22 protein-coding genes and 1 pseudogene are annotated in these 20,977 nt (G+C 57.2%); 5 read left to right on the top strand and 18 right to left on the bottom strand.

Going from position 1 to position 20,977, the window contains the following annotated elements; genetic code table 11:
• Positions 1–23 precede the first annotated feature (23 nt).
• From BY454_RS06535 to BY454_RS06460, 16 genes are all read right to left on the bottom strand, one after another.
• Positions 24–899, bottom strand: a complete 876-nt coding sequence (locus BY454_RS06535; RefSeq protein ID WP_104416002.1) for a SphA family protein — start codon at positions 897–899, stop codon at positions 24–26.
• 63 nt (positions 900–962) lie between these two features.
• Positions 963–1,154: a 4-oxalocrotonate tautomerase gene (locus BY454_RS06530; RefSeq protein WP_104416001.1), complete on the bottom strand. Its 192-nt coding sequence runs from the start codon at positions 1,152–1,154 to the stop codon at positions 963–965.
• Between the two features lie 9 nt (positions 1,155–1,163).
• On the bottom strand, positions 1,164–1,958 hold the full coding sequence (dmpH, locus tag BY454_RS06525) for a 2-oxo-3-hexenedioate decarboxylase (protein ID WP_104416000.1): 795 nt from the start codon (positions 1,956–1,958) through the stop codon (positions 1,164–1,166).
• Positions 1,955–2,992: a 4-hydroxy-2-oxovalerate aldolase gene (gene dmpG, locus BY454_RS06520; RefSeq protein WP_104415999.1), complete on the bottom strand. Its 1,038-nt coding sequence runs from the start codon at positions 2,990–2,992 to the stop codon at positions 1,955–1,957. The genes dmpH and dmpG overlap by 4 nt, the downstream gene beginning before the upstream one ends.
• A 13-nt stretch (positions 2,993–3,005) precedes the next feature.
• A complete protein-coding gene (locus BY454_RS06515; RefSeq protein WP_104415998.1) occupies positions 3,006–3,941 on the bottom strand; it encodes an acetaldehyde dehydrogenase (acetylating) in 936 nt (311 codons plus the stop codon).
• Between the two features lie 34 nt (positions 3,942–3,975).
• Positions 3,976–4,761, bottom strand: a complete 786-nt coding sequence (gene dmpE / locus BY454_RS06510; RefSeq protein WP_104415997.1) for a 2-oxopent-4-enoate hydratase — start codon at positions 4,759–4,761, stop codon at positions 3,976–3,978.
• Positions 4,761–5,618 (bottom strand): alpha/beta fold hydrolase, encoded by an 858-nt coding sequence (locus BY454_RS06505; protein WP_104416042.1) that lies wholly within the window; start codon positions 5,616–5,618, stop codon positions 4,761–4,763. The genes dmpE and BY454_RS06505 overlap by 1 nt, the downstream gene beginning before the upstream one ends.
• A 7-nt stretch (positions 5,619–5,625) precedes the next feature.
• Entirely contained in the window at positions 5,626–7,086 is a 1,461-nt protein-coding gene (locus tag BY454_RS06500) for a 2-hydroxymuconic semialdehyde dehydrogenase (RefSeq protein ID WP_104415996.1), read from the bottom strand.
• A gap of 31 nt (positions 7,087–7,117) precedes the next feature.
• Complete coding sequence (locus BY454_RS06495) at positions 7,118–8,041, bottom strand: catechol 2,3-dioxygenase (RefSeq protein WP_104415995.1); 924 nt, start codon at positions 8,039–8,041, stop codon at positions 7,118–7,120.
• Between the two features lie 5 nt (positions 8,042–8,046).
• A complete protein-coding gene (locus BY454_RS06490) occupies positions 8,047–8,394 on the bottom strand; it encodes a 2Fe-2S iron-sulfur cluster-binding protein (RefSeq protein ID WP_104415994.1) in 348 nt (115 codons plus the stop codon).
• Between the two features lie 13 nt (positions 8,395–8,407).
• Positions 8,408–9,469, bottom strand: coding sequence for an NADH:ubiquinone reductase (Na(+)-transporting) subunit F (locus BY454_RS06485; RefSeq protein WP_104415993.1), 1,062 nt, complete (start codon positions 9,467–9,469; stop codon positions 8,408–8,410).
• 8 nt (positions 9,470–9,477) lie between these two features.
• On the bottom strand, positions 9,478–9,837 hold the full coding sequence (locus BY454_RS06480; protein WP_104416041.1) for a phenol hydroxylase subunit P4: 360 nt from the start codon (positions 9,835–9,837) through the stop codon (positions 9,478–9,480).
• A gap of 65 nt (positions 9,838–9,902) precedes the next feature.
• On the bottom strand, positions 9,903–11,459 hold the full coding sequence (locus BY454_RS06475; protein WP_104415992.1) for an aromatic/alkene/methane monooxygenase hydroxylase/oxygenase subunit alpha: 1,557 nt from the start codon (positions 11,457–11,459) through the stop codon (positions 9,903–9,905).
• Positions 11,460–11,473: 14 nt separating this feature from the next.
• The gene (locus BY454_RS06470; RefSeq protein WP_104415991.1) at positions 11,474–11,746 is read right to left on the bottom strand and encodes an MmoB/DmpM family protein; all 273 of its coding nucleotides are present in this window, start codon (positions 11,744–11,746) and stop codon (positions 11,474–11,476) included.
• Positions 11,743–12,744, bottom strand: coding sequence for an aromatic/alkene monooxygenase hydroxylase subunit beta (locus tag BY454_RS06465; protein ID WP_104415990.1), 1,002 nt, complete (start codon positions 12,742–12,744; stop codon positions 11,743–11,745). Before BY454_RS06465 ends, BY454_RS06470 begins: the two co-directional genes overlap by 4 nt.
• Positions 12,745–12,794: 50 nt before the next feature.
• A complete protein-coding gene (locus tag BY454_RS06460; RefSeq protein WP_104415989.1) occupies positions 12,795–13,055 on the bottom strand; it encodes a phenol hydroxylase subunit in 261 nt (86 codons plus the stop codon).
• Between the two features lie 361 nt (positions 13,056–13,416).
• Between BY454_RS06460 and BY454_RS06455 the strand changes: the two genes are divergently transcribed.
• From BY454_RS06455 to BY454_RS06435, 5 genes and pseudogenes are all read left to right on the top strand, one after another.
• Complete coding sequence (locus BY454_RS06455; protein ID WP_104415988.1) at positions 13,417–15,117, top strand: sigma-54-dependent Fis family transcriptional regulator; 1,701 nt, start codon at positions 13,417–13,419, stop codon at positions 15,115–15,117.
• A 418-nt stretch (positions 15,118–15,535) separates the two neighbouring features.
• Positions 15,536–15,970, top strand: coding sequence for a PAS domain-containing protein (locus BY454_RS06450; RefSeq protein ID WP_104415987.1), 435 nt, complete (start codon positions 15,536–15,538; stop codon positions 15,968–15,970).
• Positions 15,930–16,286, top strand: a pseudogene (locus tag BY454_RS16855) (methyl-accepting chemotaxis protein); the annotation flags it as partial. The gene BY454_RS06450 and the pseudogene BY454_RS16855, both read left to right, overlap by 41 nt.
• A 33-nt stretch (positions 16,287–16,319) precedes the next feature.
• The gene (locus tag BY454_RS06440) at positions 16,320–16,907 is read left to right on the top strand and encodes an antibiotic biosynthesis monooxygenase (RefSeq protein ID WP_104415985.1); all 588 of its coding nucleotides are present in this window, start codon (positions 16,320–16,322) and stop codon (positions 16,905–16,907) included.
• A gap of 92 nt (positions 16,908–16,999) precedes the next feature.
• On the top strand, positions 17,000–18,391 hold the full coding sequence (locus BY454_RS06435; protein WP_219820614.1) for an SLC13 family permease: 1,392 nt from the start codon (positions 17,000–17,002) through the stop codon (positions 18,389–18,391).
• Position 18,392: 1 nt separating this feature from the next.
• Here BY454_RS06435 and BY454_RS17210 read toward each other — a convergent pair whose 3' ends face one another.
• Positions 18,393–19,382, bottom strand: a complete 990-nt coding sequence (locus BY454_RS17210; RefSeq protein ID WP_181049775.1) for an FUSC family protein — start codon at positions 19,380–19,382, stop codon at positions 18,393–18,395.
• Positions 19,383–19,629: 247 nt separating this feature from the next.
• Positions 19,630–20,763, bottom strand: a complete 1,134-nt coding sequence (locus tag BY454_RS06425; RefSeq protein ID WP_181049661.1) for a histone deacetylase family protein — start codon at positions 20,761–20,763, stop codon at positions 19,630–19,632.
• Positions 20,764–20,977: the final 214 nt, after the last annotated feature.

The raw sequence follows: 20,977 nt of genomic DNA, 5'->3' as shown, positions 1-20,977 counted from the left end.
CGGCTTTCAAGCTTACAGCGAAATCAGAATCTTTTGGTTAAATGCAACCGGAACAGGTTGCCTTCGGGGCGGTTCTTGTTGGCGTACTCAGTGTACACCGCGCCACTCAACTGGGCGCCCAGGGGCTTTACCGGGAAGGTGACTTCGGCGCCGATGGCGTGCTGCTCCATCTTGGCGTTAGTGGTGTTAGGGCCGCTGTCTGATTCCAGCTGCCAGCCGTCATAACCGGCCAGAGCGACTTCGACGCCGTTGTTCAACACTTTGCCCAGTGCCCATTCGACAGTCCAGCTATCGCCGGGCGTTCTCTCAGTATCTTCCTGTTCGGTTTTGATTTCATAACGGGACAAGGCAGAGAACGACCAGTCTCTGGCTTCATCGAAGTACCAGGTACCGCCCAGTGTCAGCATGGTAGTGCCGAAGCCCTTACCTACAGCAGCAGGATTTGTGGAATCGTAGTCACCCGTATCAAACCAGTGGCCGGCGGCAAACACGGTATCCCATTGCTGCCCGTGCCAGCCCAGAATCAGCGGCCCCAGAAACACATCGCCAATGCCGGAATCAGAAGACCTGGCAAAATCAAAATCGTTATCCTGGGCAATTACGATGGCTTCCATGCCATAATCCGCACCGAGGAACTTTTTGTCGGTCACATAGATAAACCGGTTCGCGAATGCTGTTACCGAGCCATCAGCATCATCAATATCGCCAGCATCGCTTTGGATGCTATCAATCTCGTACTGCACCAGGTAACCGCGATAGTACAGGCCTTCTGGCGGCAGGGAAGGCCCCTTGGTGCCTTCAATACCGGCCACATAATGGCCGTTCACTGCGAAAGCAGGGGTTGCAGACAAAGCCAGGCCGAGCGTGCCGGCAGCGGCAAGCAGTTTAGTCGTTCTCATAAGTTCACCATTTTTGTATTTGTAGTGGTTTTGAGTGAGGGGCCTGCCGGCCCCAACTGGACGTCAACGCCCGAGTTTTTCCGCCGATCGTCCGCCAATGCCGAAGTGCTGCTTCGGCATCTCGTTAATGATCACCCGCACGCTTTCAATCGGCGCATCCAGCGAACGCACGATAGCCTCGCTGACTTCCTTGATCAGGGCTTCCTTTTGCTCATCGGTCCGGCCTTCGAGAATGTTGATCTGTGCAATCGGCATAACGCCTCCTTATTCGAAGCGGGCCGAGACCGTACCCAGGCCCTGGTAACGAACGGTGATGTTGTCACCGGCTTCCACGGCGATGGCCGCGGTAATGCCGCCGGTCATAATGAAGGTGCCGGCCGGAATGTGTTCCCCACGCTCCGCCAACAGGTTGGCCAACATGGCCACGCTGGAGGCCGGGTGGCCCAGCACGGCGGCGCCGGCGCCCACGTCCACCACCTCGCCGTTTTTCTCGACCACCACCCCCAGGGTTTTCAGATCCACATCCGAGATATCGGCCATCTGGCCGCCGGTGATAAAGCGGGTAGAGGAGGCGTTATCCGCGACCACACTCACCAGATCAAACTTGAAGTTTTCATAGCGTGAGTCGATCACTTCCACGGCGGGGATAACGAAGTCGGTGGCCGCCAGGACATCACCAATGTGGCAGCCCGGACCATGCAGTGGCTTCTTGGTGACGAACGCCACTTCCGCTTCGATTTTGGGGTGAATCAGCTCTTTGGTGTTGACCACACCACCGTCCGGCACACTGAAATAGTCCGCCAGGAATCCGTAAATGGGAGTATCCACGCCCATCTGCGCCATCTTGGCCCAGGAAGTCAGGCCCATTTTCATGCCAACAACCTTGTTGCCCCGGGCTTCCTTGCGGCGGCGGATTTCCCACTGCACGTCGTAGGCGTCTTCGAAGGTCATGTCCGGGTAATCATTGGTGACCTTGGTAATGTCGTGGGCCTGCAGTTCGGCGTTTTCCACGTGCTCAGCCAGCGCCAGCATCTGTTCGTTGCTCAGTGTCTTGCTCATGCCTTTTGCTCCTTTTGCGCTTTCAGCAGATCCAGCGCCACATCCACGATCATGTCTTCCTGGCCACCCACCATGCGACGTTTGCCCAGCTCCACCAGAATGTCCACGGTCTTCAGGCCGTACTTCTTCGCCGCCACTTCGGAATGGCGCAGGAAGCTGGAGTACACACCCGCGTAGCCCAATGCCAGGGTTTCGCGGTCCACGCGAACCGGGCGATCCTGCAGCGGACGCACGATGTCGTCGGCCGCGTCCATCAGGGCGTAAACGTCGGTGCCATGGTCCCAGCCCATCTTGTCGAAGGCGGCAATGCACACTTCCAGCGGTGCGTTACCGGCGCCAGCGCCCATGCCGGACAAGCTGGCGTCTACCCGGTCACAGCCCTCCTCCACCGCCACGATGGAGTTGGCCACACCCAGTGCCAGGTTGTGGTGGGCATGGATGCCGGTTTCGGTTTCCGGCTTGAGCACGTCTTTCATCGCGCGGAAGCGGTCCCGGATGTCGTTCATGTTCATGGCACCGCCGGAGTCGACCACGTACAGGCAGGTAGCCCCGTAGTCCTCCATCATTTTTGCCTGCTCCGCCAGCCCCTGCGGGGTCTGCATGTGGCTCATCATCAGAAAGCCAACGGTGTCCATGCCCAGTTTGCGGGCGTGTTCAATGTGCTGTTTTGAGACGTCCGCCTCGGTGCAGTGGGTGGCCACGCGAACCGTGCGGGCGCCGGCCTTGTAGGCGTCTTCCAGGTCTTCCACGGTGCCGATGCCGGGCAGCAGCAGCGTGGCGATCCGTGAGTGTTCCACCACTTCGGCCACCGCCTCGATCCACTCCAGGTCGGTGTGGGCACCAAAGCCGTAGTTGAAGCTCGAGCCCTGCAGGCCGTCGCCGTGGGCCACTTCGATGGAATCCACCTTGGCCTTGTCCAGTGCCCGGGCGATGTCCTGCACGTTTTTGATGGAGTACTGGTGACGAATGGCGTGGCTGCCGTCGCGCAGGGTCACGTCGGAGATGTAGAGTTTCTTGCCAGGGTTAAAAGTCATTGTTCGTTCCTCCTCAGTGGACCAGCGATTCGGCGATGCGCTCGGCGGTACCCAGCGCGGCGGAGGTCATGATGTCCAGGTTGCCGGCGTAGGCCGGCAGGTAGTGGGCCGCCCCTTCCACTTCCAGGAAGATGGAGGTTTTCAGGCCACTGAAATACCCCAGGCCCGGCACGTTGATGGGCTGGTCGTCAGGGATTTCGTCAAACTGTACCTTCTGCTTCAGGCGGTAACCCGGCACATAGCTGGCCACGGCTGCGGCCATTTCCTCGACGGATTTCTCCACCTGGGCCTGGTCGGCTTTCTCCGACAGCACGTACACGGTGTCGCGCATCAGCAATGGCGGCTCGGCCGGGTTCAGGATGATGATGGCCTTGCCCTTCTCCGCACCGCCGACCACTTCGATGGCCTTGGAGGTGGTTTCAGTAAACTCGTCGATGTTGGCCCGGGTGCCTGGGCCGGCGGATTTACTGGAAATGGAGGCGACGATTTCGGCGTAGTGCACCTTGGCCACGTTGGAGACGGCCGCCACCATGGGAATGGTGGCCTGACCGCCACAGGTGACCATGTTCACGTTGCCTTCTTTGAGGTGCTTCTCCAGGTTTACCACCGGCACACAGTAAGGACCGATGGCCGCCGGGGTCAGGTCGACCATCTTTATGTCTTCCTTGTGGCCCCGCAGGAATACGTCGTTGTGGCGGTGGGCGCTGGCCGAAGTGGCGTCGAACACCACGTCGATGTCGGCAAATTCCGGCATTTTTACCAGTCCTTCCACGCCTTCGTGAGTGGTGGCCACACCCATACGGTTGGCCCGGGCCAGGCCGTCGGAAGTTTCGTCGATGCCGACCATCACGCCCATTTCGATGTTCTGGCCGTTGCGCAGAATCTTGATCATCAGGTCGGTGCCGATGTTGCCCGAGCCGATGATGGCTGCTTTGATTTTGTTGCTCATAGCACTGTCCTCGTTGTCCTTGTTACCGGCGCGCTCAGGAGAAGCACACGGACGCACTGCCCATGCCGCCGATATCAATGCGCATATGGTCACCGGCCTTCACCGGCTCCAGCGGCACCAGCGAGCCGGAAAGAATCACTTCGCCCGCTTTCAGCGAGATACCAAACTCGCCCAGCGTGTTCGCCAGCCAGGTCACGCAGTTCACCGGTGACGCCAGGGCTGCAGCACCGGCGCCGGTGCTGATAATCGAGCCGTTCTTCTCGACCACCATGCCGCAGGTCACCAGATCCACGTCCCGGGGTGAGACCGCCTTGTCACCCAGCACGAACAGCCCGCAGGAGGCGTTGTCGGCGATGGTGTCCTGAATGGCGATCTTCCAGTCCTTAATGCGGGAATCGACAATCTCGAAGCACGGCATCACGCATTCGGTGGCAGCCAGTACGTCGGCATTGGTGACGCCCGGGCCCGTCAGCTCCTTTTTGAGAATGAACGCGATCTCGCCCTCAGCGCGCGGCGCAATCAGGCGGTCACTGATGTTCACTTCTTCACCACTGTTGAACACCATGTCGTCGGTCAGGTAACCAAAATCAGGCTGATGCACGTTCAGCATGTTCATCACCGCCTTGCTGGTGACCCCGATCTTCTTGCCAATGATGCGGGCACCCGCCTGCTGGCGACGCTCGAGCATGCGCAGGGAGATGTGGTAGGCATCGTCGATGGTGATGCCATCAGCCCGGCCGGTCAGCGGAGCTACCGCTTCCCGGTTGACCATGGCTTCATAGAGTTCATCACCGAACGCCTCGATCTGAGCCTTGTCCATTACTTACCTCCGGCGGTTTGATCCGCTTCGTGCAGGAAATCGTTCACCAGCCGGGCAAACCGGTCGGCGTGTTCAATCTGGGTCCAGTGACCACAGCGGCCGAAGACATGCAGTTGGGAGCGGTCAATCAGCTCGGCAAGCTTGTAGGACACCGCCAGCGGAATCACCTCATCTTCCCGGCCGTGCAGCACCAGGGTTTCATGGGGCAGCTTGCGGATGTCTGCTTCCGGGCTCGCCAGGTTGTCCACCCAGCGCTGACGCGGAGCCGGGAACATGGCGGCGAAGGATTCCTGGAAACCGGGGCGCACGCTGGCCTGGTAACGCATTTCCGCCAGCTCGTCGGTCAGCAGGCTCTTGTCGTAGGCAAACACATCCATCAACCGCCGCATTGTTTCGATGGAGGGCTCATAGCCCCAGACTTCATTCAGGCCTTTGGTGATGGGGAAGCTGACCCCCACCGACCCCATTAAAATCAGACGGCGCACGCGTTCCGGGTGTTCAATGGCCAGTGCCAGCGCCAGGCCACCGCCGAAGGAATTACCCACCAGGTCCACCTGCTCCAGGCCCAGCTCGTCCATCACGCCCAGGGCGTGTTTGACCCAGCGCTCGCGGTTATAGATCTGGTCTTCCGGGCGTTCGCTGTAACCGAAGCCCAGCATGTCCGGTGCCACTACTCGGCGATGTTTCGCCAGCTCCGGAATCACCAGGCGCCAGTTGGCCCAGGCGGTCACGCCGGGCCCGGAGCCGTGAATCATCATCACCGGGAAGCCGCCCTCGCCCTGATCGTGGACATTGGTGCGGTAACCGGCCGCGATAATTTCCCGCCCGATTTCCGGGCTTTCTACAGATGCATTCATGACCACCTCACAGCTTGATGCAGACGTTTTTCATCTCGGTGTAGAACTCCAGGGAGTGCACACCGCCCTCCCGGCCAATGCCGGACTGCTTGCTGCCACCAAAGGGCGTGCGCAAGTCCCGCAGGAACCAGCTGTTCACCCAAATAATCCCCGCTTCAATCTGCCCGGCAACGCGGTGCACGCGGCTGACGTTTTCGGTCCAGATAGCCGAGGCCAGGCCGTACGGCAGACGATTGGCCAGATCAATCGCTTCTTCTTCGGTATCGAAGGGCTGGATATGGCAGCAAGGACCGAAGATTTCGTCGGTCACCACCGCCGAATCCTCAGAAAGGCCAGTCCAGATGGTGGGCTGTACCCAGGCACCGCCGGCGTACTGTTCCGGCATGTCCGGCACACCACCACCGGTAACCACGGTGGCGCCGTCGTCGACGGCCTGCTGGTAGTAGGAGAGCACTTTTTCCCGATGTTTCAGGCTGACCAGCGGGCCAAAGTTGGCACTTTCATCATCCGGAGGACCGATGCGCAGCTTCTCTGCCTCTTCCTTCAGGCGGGCGACGAATTCGTCGAAAATGGAGCGCTCGACGTACACCCGTTCGGTGCCCAGGCATACCTGGCCACAGTTCACGAACGCCGAACGCATGGTGCCTTCGATGGCCTTGTCCATGTCACAATCCGCGAACACCAGGCCGGCGTTCTTGCCACCCAGCTCCAGGGAAATATCCCGGATGCCTTTGGCGGCAGACTTCATGATGGTTTCGCCCGTGCTGGTCTCACCGGTGAAGGTGAAGCCATCCACGTCCTGGTGTTCGGTCAGGAACTGGCCGGCGGAATCGCCGCCGAAGCCGTGTACCACGTTGTACACACCATCCGGCACGCCGGCGTCCTTCATCACCTCGCCCAGCAAGGCGGTGGTGGTCGGGGTCTCTTCCGAGGGTTTGACCACCACGGTGTTGCCACACGCCAGTGCTGGACCGACTTTCCAGGTCATCAGCAGCAATGGCAGATTCCAGGGGCTGATCACACCAATCACGCCTTTCGGGCGACGCACTGCATAGTTCAGAGCGCCGGTGCCGTCCGGTGTGGCCATTTCAAAGGATTCGGTGGGCACGTTCTTGATCATGTCCGCGAATACCTTGAAGTTGGCCGCACCACGGGGAATATCGATATGGCTGGCCATGGTTTTCGGCTTGCCGGTATCCAGGCATTCCGCTTCCAGGAATTCATCAAAGCGCTCGTTAATACCGTCGGCGACTTTGTGCAGAATCCGGGTGCGCTCATCCAGCGTCATCTTGCCCCAGGGGCCGTCCAGGGCAGCGCGTGCGGCTTTCACCGCTGCATCCACCTCCTCCCGGCCGGCTTCGTGAACTTTGGCAAAGGTCTGACCATTCACCGGGTTCACATTGTCGAACCGCTTGCCGCTGGCGGAACCGACATACTCACCGTTGATGTAATGCTTGATCTCTTTCATTGCTGCTTCATCCTGTTTAGTCGGTTTGGGGTCAGGTCAATACCGTCAGGAAACGCTCGTTCAACTGGCGATCGTGATAGAAGATGGCCTTGCCGAGCTCGTCTGCTGTCCAGGTGACGGGCTTGTGATCCGGGTAGGTATAGTCACCACCGGAGAAGACCTCACAGCGGTTACCTGACGGGTCGAAGAAGTAGATGGTTTTGCCATGGGTCAGACCATGACGTGTGGGGCCGATATCGATGGAGGTATCGGTCATGGAAATCAGGTCGGCGGCACGCAGCACGTCGTCCCAGGTTTCCAGGTAGAAAGAGGTGTGGTGGAGCTGCCCCGGTTTGTCACTGTGGATGAAGGCGATGTCGTGTTCCTTCATTGACGCGGTCAGGAACTGGGCAATGCGGTTGCCATCCGGGTCCATCACCTGTTCGGCCAGATGGAAGCCCAGTACGTTGGTGAAAACATCCAGCACTTCCGGCAGGTTGGGGCCGTAGAACAGGGAGTGATCGAAACGCACAGCCTTCATACCACCCAGGTCACGGGGCCAGGCCTCAGGGTTCACTTCAGTGACGCCCCACTTCCCGGTGTATTCCTTGTCGGCATACAACTCGAAGGCGTGGCCGGAAGCCACCGTGAAGCGCACGCGGCGGCCGCAGCCCTTGAGCTCTTCAGCCGGAATCTCTTCAACCTCCAGGCCGAAATCTTTCAGGTCCTGGGTCAGGCTGACGAGAGTATCCTCATTCAGTACTTTGAAGCCCATGAAATCGCAGCCGGGCTGGTCGGTTTCACGCAGAACCACGGAGAACTTGTCGACCTCGGTCCAGGCTTTCAGATACACCCGGCCCTCAACGTCACGATCGGTTTCAATCAAACCCATCAGATCCGTGTAATGTTCCACTGCTTCTTTCATGTCCAGTACGCGGATCTGGACGTGTCCGGGACGCATAACACCTTTTTTCATGACAGTTACCTCATCGCTCTTGTTGTTGTTTGCTTTGCTCGTGTTGCTTGCTCCACGACTGCGTCCACCGGTTGCGGCACGCATTCGATCGTTAAGTCGGCTTGCGGATAGATGCGACAGGCCAGCACTTCACCCTGCGCCAGGGCTTCAGGCGGTACGTGAGCCTTGCTCATTTTTCCGCACTCGAAATCGCCCTCCAATACCCGGATCTTGCAGAACCCGCAGCCTCCGCCGCGGCATCCCACCGGGACACATTTCTTGCCCACCGCTTCCATGGCCTTGAGCACGCTCTGGTCACCGTTACAGGTGAACGAATCACCCGTGGTGCGGTTGAACACCTGGTATGCCGGCATGGCGCACCTCCGGTCAGATCTTCTTGAACAGGGCCGAACGCTGGGTGTCTTCCGCACCGTCCGCCGCTGTCAGGAATTTCTCCATAAAGATGTCGCGCTCAAACAAGCGCCCCTGCATCAAGGCCGTAATAGCCGCGTCGATCATCGGCGGCGGGCCGCACAGGTAGGCCTTGTTGCCGGCAAATCGACTCTCGTAATGTTCTTTGGCCGCCTCGTGGACAAAGCCCTTGAAGCCTTTCCAGTCCGGGTCGTTGTCGGCGTCGTTCAGCGCCGGAATGTAGGTGAAGTTGTCGTGCTCCCGGGCCAGCTCCTCGAACATTTCCCGGTTGTAGAGCTCCGGCACATTGCGGGCGCCCTGGAACAGGGTGATCTGGCGCTCATCGTTCTGCTCCAGCAGGTCCAGGATCATCGACTGTGGGCTCGACAGTCCCGAACCGCCGGCAATGAAGATCAGATCGCCGGGTTGCGAGCTGCGCACGAAAAACTGCCCGTAGGGGCCGGAGAGGTTCAGTTCGTCGCCGGGTTTAAGCTGTTCGTGGATGTAACCGGTTGCCGCGCCGCCTGGAACCAGACGAATATGCAGTTCCACTTCATCGGCTTTGCTCGGCGGGTTGGCCAGCGAGAAGGCGCGCGGGCCATCCACATCCGGCAGTTCCAGGTTGATGTATTGGCCTGCCTGGAAGGTCATGGGCCGGTCCAGCTTCAGGCGCAGTCCCTTGATGGTCGGTGACAAATCCGTGATCTCGGTGACCGTCGCGGTGTAGTCCTCCACCGGGTAGCCTTCGAAATCCGGGTCGACATCGATATCCGCTTCGATGGTCACATCGCTTTCCACGGTGGCGCAGCAGGCCAGCACCTTGCCTTCGTCCCGCTCTACGTCCATCAGGGCAAAGGGCGAGGCATCGCCAACGTCCACATCGCCATCCACCACCTGCACTTTGCAAGTACCGCAGGTGCCATGGCCGCAGGCAAACGGCAGCCAGACACCCTGGCGCAGGGCCGCCTGGAGGATGGTTTGATCCTCCTCCACTTCAATCTGCTCACCAATCGGTTCAATGGTCACGGAATGAGTCATGGCGCACCTCAGTATCCAGTGTTGAACATGCCGTCCAGGCCGGGCGTGGTCACAACCAGCATGCTTTTATGGTCAATGCCGTTATCCACCAACGAAGCGTCGGCGTTCGGCGTGAACGACTCGCCGTTCAGCTCCCACTGCGCTGCCAGAAAATCGGCTTTAACCGATTGGGGGTGTGCTGCGACTGCCGGCTTCAGTGCGTCTTCGATCAGGGCACGGAAGCTCATATCAGGCTCAACCAGCAGGGCGAAGGGTGCGCAGAACATCAGGTGGCCGGCCCACTGGACGTACACCAGCTGCATGCCGTTGAAGTTTTCTACCTTGTCGCGCGGTTCGAATTTGTAGTCGTACAGGGCATTTACACTCATGATCATCACCTTGTTGTTTTTGTGGGTGACAGGCCCGGCGCGCTCTGGCACCGGGCCGTCCCGCTTCAGGCTGCGTTGGGTTTTTCGGCGGCTTCGTCGTCGCCTTTTTGCTGTGGCGCCATGCCTTTGATGAACTGCCAGCGTTTGTGGTCCGGCGAGCCGACGTATTCGAAATTGTCCTCGCCAATGTTGATGTGGTAGTACTTCTGCACCACCGTCTCGACATCGGCACCGCCACAGTTGCCCTGGTAGATCTGGTGTACCGGCAACCAGGCCTGGACGTACTTCTCCGGCTCGTCCTTGAAAATGTCGCAGCAGGCCTCGGAGCAGAAGTGATAACGCTCGCCTTCATGCTCGATCTGGCGGTGGCTCAGCTTGGTGGCGTCGCCCTTCTCGGTGAACAGGGTCGGCACCTGGCACACCTGGCACAGCTGCGGCAGGGTGTTGTTGTAGTAGCGGCGGCCTTCGGCGTGCTCCTTGGCCAGGAATTCGTACCGCGGGCGGTAGTATTTATCGAAGGTGTCCGGGTACTTCTCGGACATCCAGTCCATCTCTTCCTCGGTCGGAATCCAGGTGTGGAAGTTGGTGGCATGGCTGTACTGGTAGAACGTGGTCCACAGCTGGTGGCTCAGGTGGTGCTTGGCTTCGTTGGCCACGTCTTCGTACTTGGGCGGACGAATGCCATAGCGCTCCAAATCCTTGAACAGCGCGCCACCGTTCTGCTCGTAGTAAACCTCCCAGGCCTCGGCCCAGCTCATGACCTTCTTCGGCAGCATGTAGTCCATCATCATGCTGACCAGGCTCAGCAGGCGGAAACCACGCCAGAACCACTTGTCGATCCACTTCTGAACGATGGGCACGTTGTCTTCGTGCTGCTCCAGGATGAACTTGATCACCTCAAGACCCAGGGTCATGTGGCGGGCTTCGTCCGACTGGGCGGAGAAACCGAAAGTTACGGTGGCCATGTCGTTGTTGTAGGCCGCACCGGACATAAACGGCACGAACAGAAGATTGGTCAGCACATATTCGAAGGAGAACGAAATCGCAGTCAGGAACTCGAACGGGCCGGCGGAGCGGGCATCGTCGAAGAACGACTTGGGTACGGACAGGAACCACACCCGGTCGTGCATGTAGGCCGCGTCGTGCAGACCATTGAAGTGTTTGTTGTAGTGGCTCATGGCGTGCTGCTGGGTCTGGGAATGACGCAGTTCGTCAATCGCCTGCATCTGGCAGGCAACCCGCGCGCCGGCACCACTGAACTGGCGGCCAACCTTGGAATAGCCCTGGAATGCAGCATGCTCCAGCGGTGACACACCGGTCAGGAACAATTTCAGCGCGTTCACATAACGGGCATCGGTGATGTTCTGGTGACCGTTGTTCTGCGCGAAGGCATCAAAGATGGCGTACAGCTTTTTCTCTTTTTCGGCCTGGTATTTCCAGTAGGCATCCATGGTCAGGCGGAACGGGTCTTCCCACTGGGACCAGTCAAGAATCTTGATGCCTTCGAACGACTCGTCCGGGTAGATGTCTTCTTTTTTCTGGTACGTCGGCTCCCAGGCCATGTCACGTGTCAGATACTGGTACTTGTCTTTGAGATTCAGTTTTTTGTTTTTAACAGCCATGATTCGTCTCCCGATTATTTCCACTCAAGAATGAAGTGGTCATCGTCTTCATCGACGTTGCCGCCGATGCTGATTACATCGATAAGCATTTCCTGCACGTCCCAGTCGCGGCCCAGTTCTTCTTCCATGGTTTCGCGGTTAATCACCAGTCGCTTGTCAGCCTGGATGCGGATCATCGCCGGCTGGTGTTGCATTTCTGCGTGGGGGTTGTCCGCCATGATGGCGTCGGCCAGGTAACGGGCGTTGTCATTGTCCTGGAACACGATAAAAACGAGTTGTTGACTCATGCCGACACTCCCTTGCTCTGCAAACCAAATTTCTTCAGGCGGTTGGACAGCTCTGCCCGGGCTTCATCCAACGCTTCAACACCCACGGAAGCCTGTGCAATGGGCGCTAGTGCCTCGTAAGCGCGCGGCTCCCAGTGGTCGATCCACTGTTGAAGCAATTCACGATTGGCGTCGCTCTCACCAGCAACGGCTTTCATCATGGCGTTGATCCAGCGCAGGGATTCTTTCTGCCAGTCGCGCATGAATTCGGTCAGCATGGAGATGTCTTCGGCACCCTGTTCGGCAAACCAGGCGTCCATCTTGTGGTACACCAGCGGGTACATCAGGCCGTCCAGCAGTACGTTCTGCAGCAGGGTCAGCTCGAACCAGTCGTCCACCACCAGCGAGTCTTCCACCAGCTTGCGCATGGGCTGCCAGAGCTCTTCGTCCATCCAGTAGCCTTTGGATTCATCGAGCGCCTTGCCGGTGGTGCCGTCCATCATCAGGGCAATGCGCGAGAGGTACTGGCCAATGCCCAGGCGGTCCATGGCGGTGTAAATATGCATCTGCGATACGGTGGTCGCGGTGGCGTCGCCGGCGATCTTGCTGTTGTTCATGTTGGCGCCAAGCTCAACATGACGCAGCGGTACCATCAGGCGCAGGATCTGCTTCTGGGTTTCTTCCGGCAGGCGGCCCAGCAGGTTGCGCTTGTCGCAGAAGCTGTAGCTGGTTTCCGCCGCTTCCTGCATTTTGGCGCGGTTACCAACATAGGCGCCGTAGTAGAACTGGCGAGGGTCGGACACCACGTACCAGTCTTCCATGCGAATGGCGGTACGCCGCTCGTCGTTGAGCTCGTAGCGGGAATCCCACTGCGGGCGATAGTGGAAATTGACCTTCGCCTCCAGGTCATAGCTGGCTTCCTGGTAGCGGCTTGCAGGCTTGTCGCCAAATCGCCGGGCGATGTGGCTGTAGGTTTGGCGGATGGGTTCCACCGAGTCGGTTTTGATTTCGATGCTCATATCAACCTTTCCGTTTTGTTGTTGTGAAACTGGAGTTGATGGTTTTGTTGTTAATAGCGCTCGCCGCGCTCACCGAACCGCCACTTGACCATGTCCTCGTCAATTTCGCGGATCATCTCTGCGTCCATGTGAACGACCTTGTTGTGCTCGCAGAAAATCCTGAATGCGTCGCGGGGGAGTACGAGCTCCACAAACAGCTCCGGGTAACCGATCGCAAAGTCGAACTCGACAAAGCGGTCATCCGGCTCGCTGCGTACCCGGATGTAACGGGTCAGCTCGTCAAACGATTTGTGTTGAATCTCGGCAGTCATGGTTAGCCCCGTTGTGTTTGTTGTTGGCTGTAGGGAGGGAGAGCAACGGCTATGCCACCAACGGGAATTTAATTTTAAAATTCCTCTATCCGGCTGTTAAAAAAGAGTTTTTAAAGGACCAACGAGAGCAACCCTGGAACAATTGACTGTTTTTTGTTCGCAAAAATACGTACGGGGTTTTGATCAAATGGTGAAACAAAAAGCGGATATGATGATTTGATGAGTTGCGGCTCAGACGGCAAAATTTGTGTGCACTCCTGACCGACAGATTGATTTTTGGCGCCGATCATGGGCTAGATAACGGGTTCAACACCAAGGCCAACCAAGCCTTCCCCACCGACAACAACAATGGGGGACCATCATGGCTGATACGTTTAAGCCACAACTCCAGTACACCGATTTCAAAGATCTGACGGACCAGATTCAGTTTCACAGCAAGGAAGGGAAAATCTGGTTTGGCGAGCAGCGGGTGCTGTTGATGAGCCTGTCGTCGCTGGCCGCGTTTCGCCGCGAAATCGTCAACAGCATGGGCATTGAGCGGGCCAAGGGATTTTTCCTGCGCCTAGGCTATACCTCCGGCGTGAAGGACGCGGAACTGGCTCGGAAACTCCGGCCGGGCTCCAACGACATCGACACCTTTCTGGCCGGCCCGCAACTGCATGCTCTGAAGGGCATGGTAAAAGTCGTTCCCCTTGAACTGGACCTGGACCGTGAAACCGGCGCTTTGCACGGCACCTTCGAATGGGTCAATTCCTGGGAAGTGGAAATCTGCAAAACCGAACTGGGCCAGATGGACGAGCCCGCCTGTTGGGTTTTGCTGGGCTACGCCTGTGCCTATAGCTCATCTTTTATGGGCCGGGAAATCATCTTCCGGGAAATCAGCTGTCGTGGCTGCGGCGATGAAAAGTGCATCATTGAAGGCCGGCCGGCCGAGGAGTGGGACGACGCCGAAGAATTCTCCCGCTATTTCAAGGCCGACCCGCTGATTGAAGAGCTTTACAACCTGCAGGAACAACTGACCTCCCTGCGCAGCAGCCTGCACCAACAGCAGGGCCAGTACTACGGCATTGGCCAGTCGGCCTCTTATAACAAAGTGTGCCGGATGATCGACAAGGCAGCCCGGGGCAAAGTGTCGGTACTATTGCTGGGCGAGACCGGCGTTGGCAAGGAAGTAATCGCCCGTAGCGTACACCAGCGCAGCGAACGCGCAGAAGATCCTTTTGTGGCAGTGAACTGTGCGGCCATCCCCCCGGATTTGATTGAAGCAGAGCTGTTCGGCGTGGAGAAAGGCGCTTACACCGGCGCCAACCAGTCCCGGGAAGGCCGGTTTGAACGTGCCAACGGCGGCACCATTTTTCTGGATGAAGTAGTGGAGCTGACACCCCGGGCCCAGGCAACCCTGTTGCGGGTGCTGCAGGAAGGCGAACTGGAGCGGGTGGGTGACAACAAAACCCGCAAAGTGAATGTGCGGGTGATCGCCGCCACCAACGAAAGCCTGGAACAGGCCGTGGAAGAAGGGCGTTTCCGGGCCGACCTGTTCTATCGGTTAAACGTATTTCCGGTAAAAATTCCGGCCCTGCGGGAACGGCGGGAAGACCTGCCATTGCTGGCCGAACACTTCCTGGAAAAATTTCATGCCCAGTACGATAAACGCACCCTGGGCCTGTCGGACAAAGCCCTGGAGCTCTGCATGGCTTACCAGTGGCCGGGCAATATCCGGGAGCTGGAAAACGTCATTGAGCGGGGCGTGATCCTCACCGACAACAACGAGACCATCAGCCAGGAGGCTCTTTTTGTCTCCCCGCCGGAAACCACCAAAGACGGCATTGTGCGGGTGGACGCCGATGGCAACGTGATTTCCGACCAAAACGGGGCTGGCGAGTCTGACTGGTCCGAACAGGTGTTTGCCCAGCAGATCAGTCTGGAGCAGGTAGAAGCAACCTTAATGCGCAAGGCCATGAACGAAGCCAGCCAGAACGTTTCAAAAGCGGCCCGGTTGCTAGGACTGACCCGCCCTGCCCTGGCGTATCGGCTGAAAAAAGCCGGCATTCTCGAAGGCTGACCGGGCATGGCATAGGGCAACAGGGAGGTTGCCGGCCACCTGATGAAATAAACATCTCCTCTTTAGCGTTTGATCATTTGATCAAACGATTCTCACGGCCCCACCGTCACCAACCTCTTCTCCACCTTCCATAAATCATATTTTATATTTTTAAATCAATGACTTGAGTATTTCGATAATTAATCGGCATACATTCTGCTTTATCTAGAACCGTCGCTAACTCAAACAACAAAGACGGTGACTCAACATGATGATTTCTTCGGCCTGCGCCCCGCGCATCGCTTACCGCACCCGAATACCCGGCACTCGCTGTCCCGACCGCCAGTTTGTTATGGGCCAATGATCTGCACATCGTTGTGGCTCTCCTTTGGGCCGGCGCTTGCGGGCCCCTTTTTCTCTTTTAAATCAGGGTGGCATCATGTCCGGTTACGAATCTTTCCAAGTCAGCCAACAGGCCTCAGAACAGCTGCTCGTTCTGACGGACCCACAGGGCCAGATCACTTACGCCAGCGACGGCTTCTGCCAGCTGGTCGGATACAATGAAGCAAAACTCAAAGAGCAATCGTTCGAAAAACTCCGGCATCCGGACATGCCCAAGGGGCCTTTGAACGATTTATGGAAAACGCTGGGGCGTCATGAATCCTGGATGGGCATGATCCGTAACCGGACGGCCGATGGAAAAGATCTGTGGCTCGATGCTTTCGTGACACCCATTGCCGATAACAGCGGCAATATCATTGAATACCAGGCCATCTACCGGCGCCCTTCCCCGCTGACCATTCAGCGAACCCAGAACGTTGACCACGCCCGTGGCCGGGGAAAGCGGGCGAGGCTTTGCAGTGGTGGCAGATGAAGTGCGATCACTGGCCGGGCGCACCCAGCAATCAACCCGGAGCGTCGAGCAGATGCAGGTCAGCGTGGAGGCCCTGCAGGCCGTTGTCGCCGGTCTGAATGATAACGACGGCCTGAACCAGCAAATTGCCGCCGCTACGGAACAGCAAAGCCAGACCGTGAAACAAATCAGCGAGGAAGTGGCGGATATCCATCGGCTGGCCAGCGACACCGCCCAAACACTGACCGAGACCGTTCAGGCTGGTGAATCCGTTGGCTACCACGTAACCCGTCAAAAGTACCTGATTAAGCAGTTGGCGCCGGGAAAACAACCCTGACTCTCTTCGCCAAAACAACAAAGGAACCAAACCATGACCAGAAACAGCCCCCTGCCCCTGCGTTTTGATCCCTTAACGGTAGTCGTCTCCAGGCGCGTAAAGAAAGGACTTGAAAAGGAATTTGAAAAGCTCAGCAGCCAGATGACAGAAAGAGCTGCCGACTTCCCTGGCTATCTTGGTGCAACCATGTTCCGTCCTTCATCAGCGGAAGACCCGGAATACCGCATCGTTTTCAAGTTCAACGACAAGGACAGCCTGAACATCTGGGAAAACTCCGACGAACGGGCAGAGCTGCTGGATAAAATCGAAGAGTTGCTTGAGCAGCCGAGTGAACGGGAGACCCTGTCAGGCATTGTCACCTGGTTCACGCTGCCTGGCCAAAACCCGGTCCGGCCGCCAGCCCGATGGAAGATGACGATTGTCAGTTGGTTGGCCCTGTATCCCGCAGTCACTCTTGTTTTTGCTGTATTCGGGGACTGGCTTGCTCAAATTCCACTATTGATCAGAACCATGCTGGTCACCATGGTCGTCATGGGTCTGATGAGCTATGTGCTGATGCCTCGTATGACCAAGTGGTTCTCTTTCTGGTTGTTTCCGCAAAAGCACAACAATATCCGCTAAGACACCTAATCCGGGCCGGTATATTAAGTTGATGCAGCGCAGCTACTAAACGCTTCGGACGGCTACCCCACAGTAAAAAGGATGCGCCCCTCGTGCTATCTCGTATTAACCTGACACGTCCCCAATGGTTGGCCCTGATACTGATCCCCACGCTGTGTACAGGGCTGATGCTATCACCTGCAGCAGGGTGGTTTGATAGCAGCCAACGACTATCAGCCTTGTTGGTTATTTCAGGCTTGGTTCTTTTTGCCACGGGCGCTCTGCCAGAGTTCGTATCAGCCCTCCTTGTGCTCACGCTCGCCATGCTTCTATCCCTGGCGCCAGCCGATGTTGTGTTCTCTGGCCTAACATCCACGGCCTGCTGGTTGATTATTTCCGGATTGGTCATAGGCATTGCTATTACGGAAACCGGGCTGGCACAGCGACTCTCCGATACCGTAACCGGCCATCTTGATTCCAGCTATGTCAGACTCATTACAGGCATTGTATTTATCGGCATACTGCTGGGGTTTGTCATGCCTTCCTCGGTGGGGCGCATTGTGTTGTTCATTCCGATTGCCCTGGCCATCGCGGAAAACTGTGGATTTGAAGCCGGTAGCAATGGACAAAGAGGGGTGGGTCTTGCAGCGGCTTTTGGCAGCCATATTCCTACATTCGCCATTCTCCCCGCCAATATTCCAAACATGATCATGATCGGGTCTGCCGAGAAGATTTATGGCTGGAGTCCATTGTTTGGTGAATATCTACTGCTGCACTTTCCGGTACTCGGTTTTCTCAAAGCCCTGCTACTGATCGCCGCGATCCTCTGGTTTTATCCCGCCCAGCCTCAGCGCCAGCAGTTGAAAACCAGACCACCGAGCTTCTCCGGCAAGGAAATACGACTTTTGACCATTATGTTGGCCACCTTGGGGCTTTGGCTGACCGACTCTCTCCACCAAATCTCTGTAGCCTGGATTGGCCTGGCAGCCGCTACACTGTTGCTGCTGCCAGGCGTGGGCATGATTTCCACTCAAAGCTTTAACCAGAAGGTTAATTTGAGTGCCATTCTTGTGGTGGGTGGTTTGCTAGGCATTGCTGCTCTAATCAATCATCAGAACATCAGCCAAGTAGTAGGTACTCACACGCTCGATTGGATGCCGCTTAGTCCGGAAAATCGCTTTACCAATTTTATGGTCCTGTCGTTAACCGCCACTTTCACAGGCATACTGACAACCCTTGCTGGCATTCCCGCAACACTAACGCCTCTTGGGAGTCAAATTAGCGAGTTGACTGGTTTTTCATTGGAGGCGGTACTGATGACACAGGTGTTAGGCTTCTCAACTGTTGTTTTTACCTATCAGTCAGTTCCTTTGATGATGGCCATGCCACTGGCAGGGATTCCAATCCGGCACGCAGGCCGGTTGTGCCTTGTTCTATCGGCACTCTCCATAGCCGTCCTATTTCCATTGGATTATTTTTGGTGGCGCTGGCTAGGGTGGATTTGAATCAGCCCAGCTTCCTTGCGGCTCTTAAACCAACCTGCGTCGTTTTGCGTGGTGAGTAACAAGATGAGCCCGGTCCTGCCCCAAGCCATAATTCGAACCGATGGTCACTTCTGCGCAAAAAGACAGCGCCGCCACCATTACGATAACGGTCCACACAGAAGGTTCGGTCGACAATACCAGAGCTACCAAAATGGCCCCGAGCAGGTTGCCCCCCCGCACGCTGCAAAGCCCTATTCATACTGATGTGCAAATGACTTCCCTGCAAGACCACCACTGCACCCATGGCAGCCCAACCGGCATGATCGCCACCAAATGAATACGCCACAAGCCCGGAAACCGCCGCACCAAGAATAATCCGGCCAACAACGAGTAACTGATCACTTGTCGGCCGGTCTGAAAACCAGGCTGGGCCAACCTCTACATCATGGCGGAACCTCTCAGTCGACAAAACCAGAAGCCACGCAAGCATTGCCGCCAACGCAGTGGCACTCGACCGTTCCAATACAGTGGCGAATTCGTCCACTTGGCCCATGGAGACACTGGCCGCGAAAATAAAGATCAACGCACCCGGTGGACCAAAGTCGGCGACGTTCACGATATAAAACAAAATTCCACACACCAACGCCAGGATAGCCAGTTGGCCGCCCATAGGAACGTCCAACCAGGCAACCAGCGACATGCCAAAAACGGTGAACGTCTGGCACAGGACACATAGAAACACGGTCATTCCCCGACGGGCGGGCGGCGCAAATCGACCGAACAAGGCAACCAGTGTGCCCAGCGAGGCAAAACCTATAAGGTCAGAAAAACTCGACACCTGGATAAGGGGAAGGACCACTAATGCCGTCACGGCTACCTGTAATCCTGCAAGCCTTGAGTTTCTGGCGCCAGACTGACTTACCATGGCTAAGCTCTCGCTCAACTGCACACGCGAGAGCAGAAAACGGGCAGCCATTGAGCGGCTTTTCACTTTGGATATGCTCGTATACACCCGGACTCCTGCTATCACAGTTAAAAGGCCAACCTTTACGTTAGCATACTAACTGTTATCGCAAGAGATAAATCGGCAGTTTCCGAACCCAGGGGATTACTGCCTATACAATCGTGGGGCTCGGGGCTATGCCTGGTGCAGTCGTTGGTCAGTTTATTCGGGACAGTCGCTTATCAAAGCTGAAGCCAGTTGTTCCGCCCTAAACTGTAAAGAAGCCAAGGTTTTCGGATAGCGTCTCGGTTGTTCATTAATTCTCCAGCGGTGGCTCTTTACCTGATCCCTTTCGTTTCAGAAACTGAACCGCATCCGCCACGGCCGCGCAGCCCGGGTCGTCCGGCATAACATTGAAGCTATTTACCCGAATACCCGCCAGCACGTTCACGACCGCATGGGCACTATCGGCCAATGCCTTGGCGTTGTAGCCGCCCTCAAGCAAAACCACCAGGCGGCCGTCGCACAGCTCATCGGCCAGATCACTCATGCGCTGAGTAAGAATGGCAAAGCCCGTCTCATCCATGGCGCAGATCATGTCGAGGTAATGGCAATCGAAACCCGAGGAAACCAGCAGGATATCTGGCTGGAATGCCTTTGCAGCGGGCTTCACCACTTCGTCGAACACCTTCAGAAGTGCCGCGTTTCCGCTGCCCGGAGGCAGGGGGACGTTGAGCTGAGAGCCGACGCCTGCTCCGGCCCCGGTGTCATGGAGTAGCCCGCTGCCCGGATAGAACGGCGCCGCGCAGTGGCTATCAACCACCAGCACGGAAGGATCGGAGTAGAAGATTTCCTGCGTGCCATTACCGTGGTGCATATCCCAGTCCCAGATCATCACCCGCTGATAGCCAAGGCTCTCACGCGCATGGGCAGCGGTAACCGCAATGTTGTTATACAGACAAAAGCCCGAGGCGTGGTCGGAATGGGCATGATGGCCGGGTGGCCGCAAAACACAGAATGCCCGCCGCGCGGCACCCCCCGAGATGGCCTCCACAGCGCTGATTCCCGCTCCTGCAGCCAGGGAGGCCGCTTCCACACTGCCTGGCGAGATAGCAGTGGTATCTTTGGCCAGCCAGCAAGATTCGCCCGCCAGAGACTCTATTTTGGCGACATAGTTTTTGTCATGAACCCGCTCGATTTGAGCCGTGGTGGCCGCCGACGGCAGCATCCAGCGCACCCCTTCAATTGGCTCAAGCATCAGTCGGTCAACGATCGCTGTCAGTCGGTCCGGGCGCTCCGGGTGGCTGTAGGTTTGCAGGTCGCTGCCGGGATATTGCAGCGTAATCATCGCCTTGACCGCCTCGGTCCAGGCAGGGTTAGCGGGATCCCATCCATGTGGATTATGGCCGAGCATGCGCATGTCGTAGTAGAGCAAGACGGGTGTTGTCATAACTATCATCCCTATTTCGGGCCACCGGTCTAAACATTTCTTTACAGCTCACAACCGATATCCGTGCTTTGAAGTCAGTACTCTTCTGCGATGAATAGTCCTCTGATGGCAGCCCCCTTTCCGGTCAGGACTGGGTAGCATCCCGATCACGACAAACCAGACGGTATTGGTCAAGGGTATTCCTTCAAATTCGCAAACATGCCAGAAGCCTGTT

This window comes from Marinobacter persicus (assembly GCF_002934325.1).
Taxonomy (GTDB): Bacteria; Pseudomonadota; Gammaproteobacteria; order Pseudomonadales; family Oleiphilaceae; genus Marinobacter; species Marinobacter persicus_A.
This window is presented reverse-complemented; position numbering and strand designations above follow the sequence as displayed.

Bases quoted from the DNA above. Each gene is read 5' to 3' on its own strand.
- BY454_RS06495 (WP_104415995.1), bottom strand. From the start codon at position 8,041: ATGAAAAAAGGTGTTATGCGTCCCGGACACGTCCAGATCCGCGTACTG.
- BY454_RS06535 (WP_104416002.1), bottom strand. From the start codon at position 899: ATGAGAACGACTAAACTGCTTGCCGCTGCCGGCACGCTCGGCCTGGCT.
- BY454_RS06465 (WP_104415990.1), bottom strand. From the start codon at position 12,744: ATGAGCATCGAAATCAAAACCGACTCGGTGGAACCCATCCGCCAAACC.
- BY454_RS06490 (WP_104415994.1), bottom strand. From the start codon at position 8,394: ATGCCGGCATACCAGGTGTTCAACCGCACCACGGGTGATTCGTTCACC.
- BY454_RS06505 (WP_104416042.1), bottom strand. From the start codon at position 5,618: ATGAATGCATCTGTAGAAAGCCCGGAAATCGGGCGGGAAATTATCGCG.
- BY454_RS06455 (WP_104415988.1), top strand. From the start codon at position 13,417: ATGGCTGATACGTTTAAGCCACAACTCCAGTACACCGATTTCAAAGAT.
- dmpH (WP_104416000.1), bottom strand. From the start codon at position 1,958: ATGAGCAAGACACTGAGCAACGAACAGATGCTGGCGCTGGCTGAGCAC.
- BY454_RS06450 (WP_104415987.1), top strand. From the start codon at position 15,536: ATGTCCGGTTACGAATCTTTCCAAGTCAGCCAACAGGCCTCAGAACAG.
- BY454_RS06485 (WP_104415993.1), bottom strand. From the start codon at position 9,469: ATGACTCATTCCGTGACCATTGAACCGATTGGTGAGCAGATTGAAGTG.
- BY454_RS06500 (WP_104415996.1), bottom strand. From the start codon at position 7,086: ATGAAAGAGATCAAGCATTACATCAACGGTGAGTATGTCGGTTCCGCC.
- dmpE (WP_104415997.1), bottom strand. From the start codon at position 4,761: ATGGACAAGGCTCAGATCGAGGCGTTCGGTGATGAACTCTATGAAGCC.
- BY454_RS06460 (WP_104415989.1), bottom strand. From the start codon at position 13,055: ATGACTGCCGAGATTCAACACAAATCGTTTGACGAGCTGACCCGTTAC.
- BY454_RS06470 (WP_104415991.1), bottom strand. From the start codon at position 11,746: ATGAGTCAACAACTCGTTTTTATCGTGTTCCAGGACAATGACAACGCC.
- BY454_RS06515 (WP_104415998.1), bottom strand. From the start codon at position 3,941: ATGAGCAACAAAATCAAAGCAGCCATCATCGGCTCGGGCAACATCGGC.
- dmpG (WP_104415999.1), bottom strand. From the start codon at position 2,992: ATGACTTTTAACCCTGGCAAGAAACTCTACATCTCCGACGTGACCCTG.
- BY454_RS06440 (WP_104415985.1), top strand. From the start codon at position 16,320: ATGACCAGAAACAGCCCCCTGCCCCTGCGTTTTGATCCCTTAACGGTA.
- BY454_RS06480 (WP_104416041.1), bottom strand. From the start codon at position 9,837: ATGAGTGTAAATGCCCTGTACGACTACAAATTCGAACCGCGCGACAAG.
- BY454_RS06530 (WP_104416001.1), bottom strand. From the start codon at position 1,154: ATGCCGATTGCACAGATCAACATTCTCGAAGGCCGGACCGATGAGCAA.
- BY454_RS06475 (WP_104415992.1), bottom strand. From the start codon at position 11,459: ATGGCTGTTAAAAACAAAAAACTGAATCTCAAAGACAAGTACCAGTAT.
- BY454_RS06425 (WP_181049661.1), bottom strand. From the start codon at position 20,763: ATGACAACACCCGTCTTGCTCTACTACGACATGCGCATGCTCGGCCAT.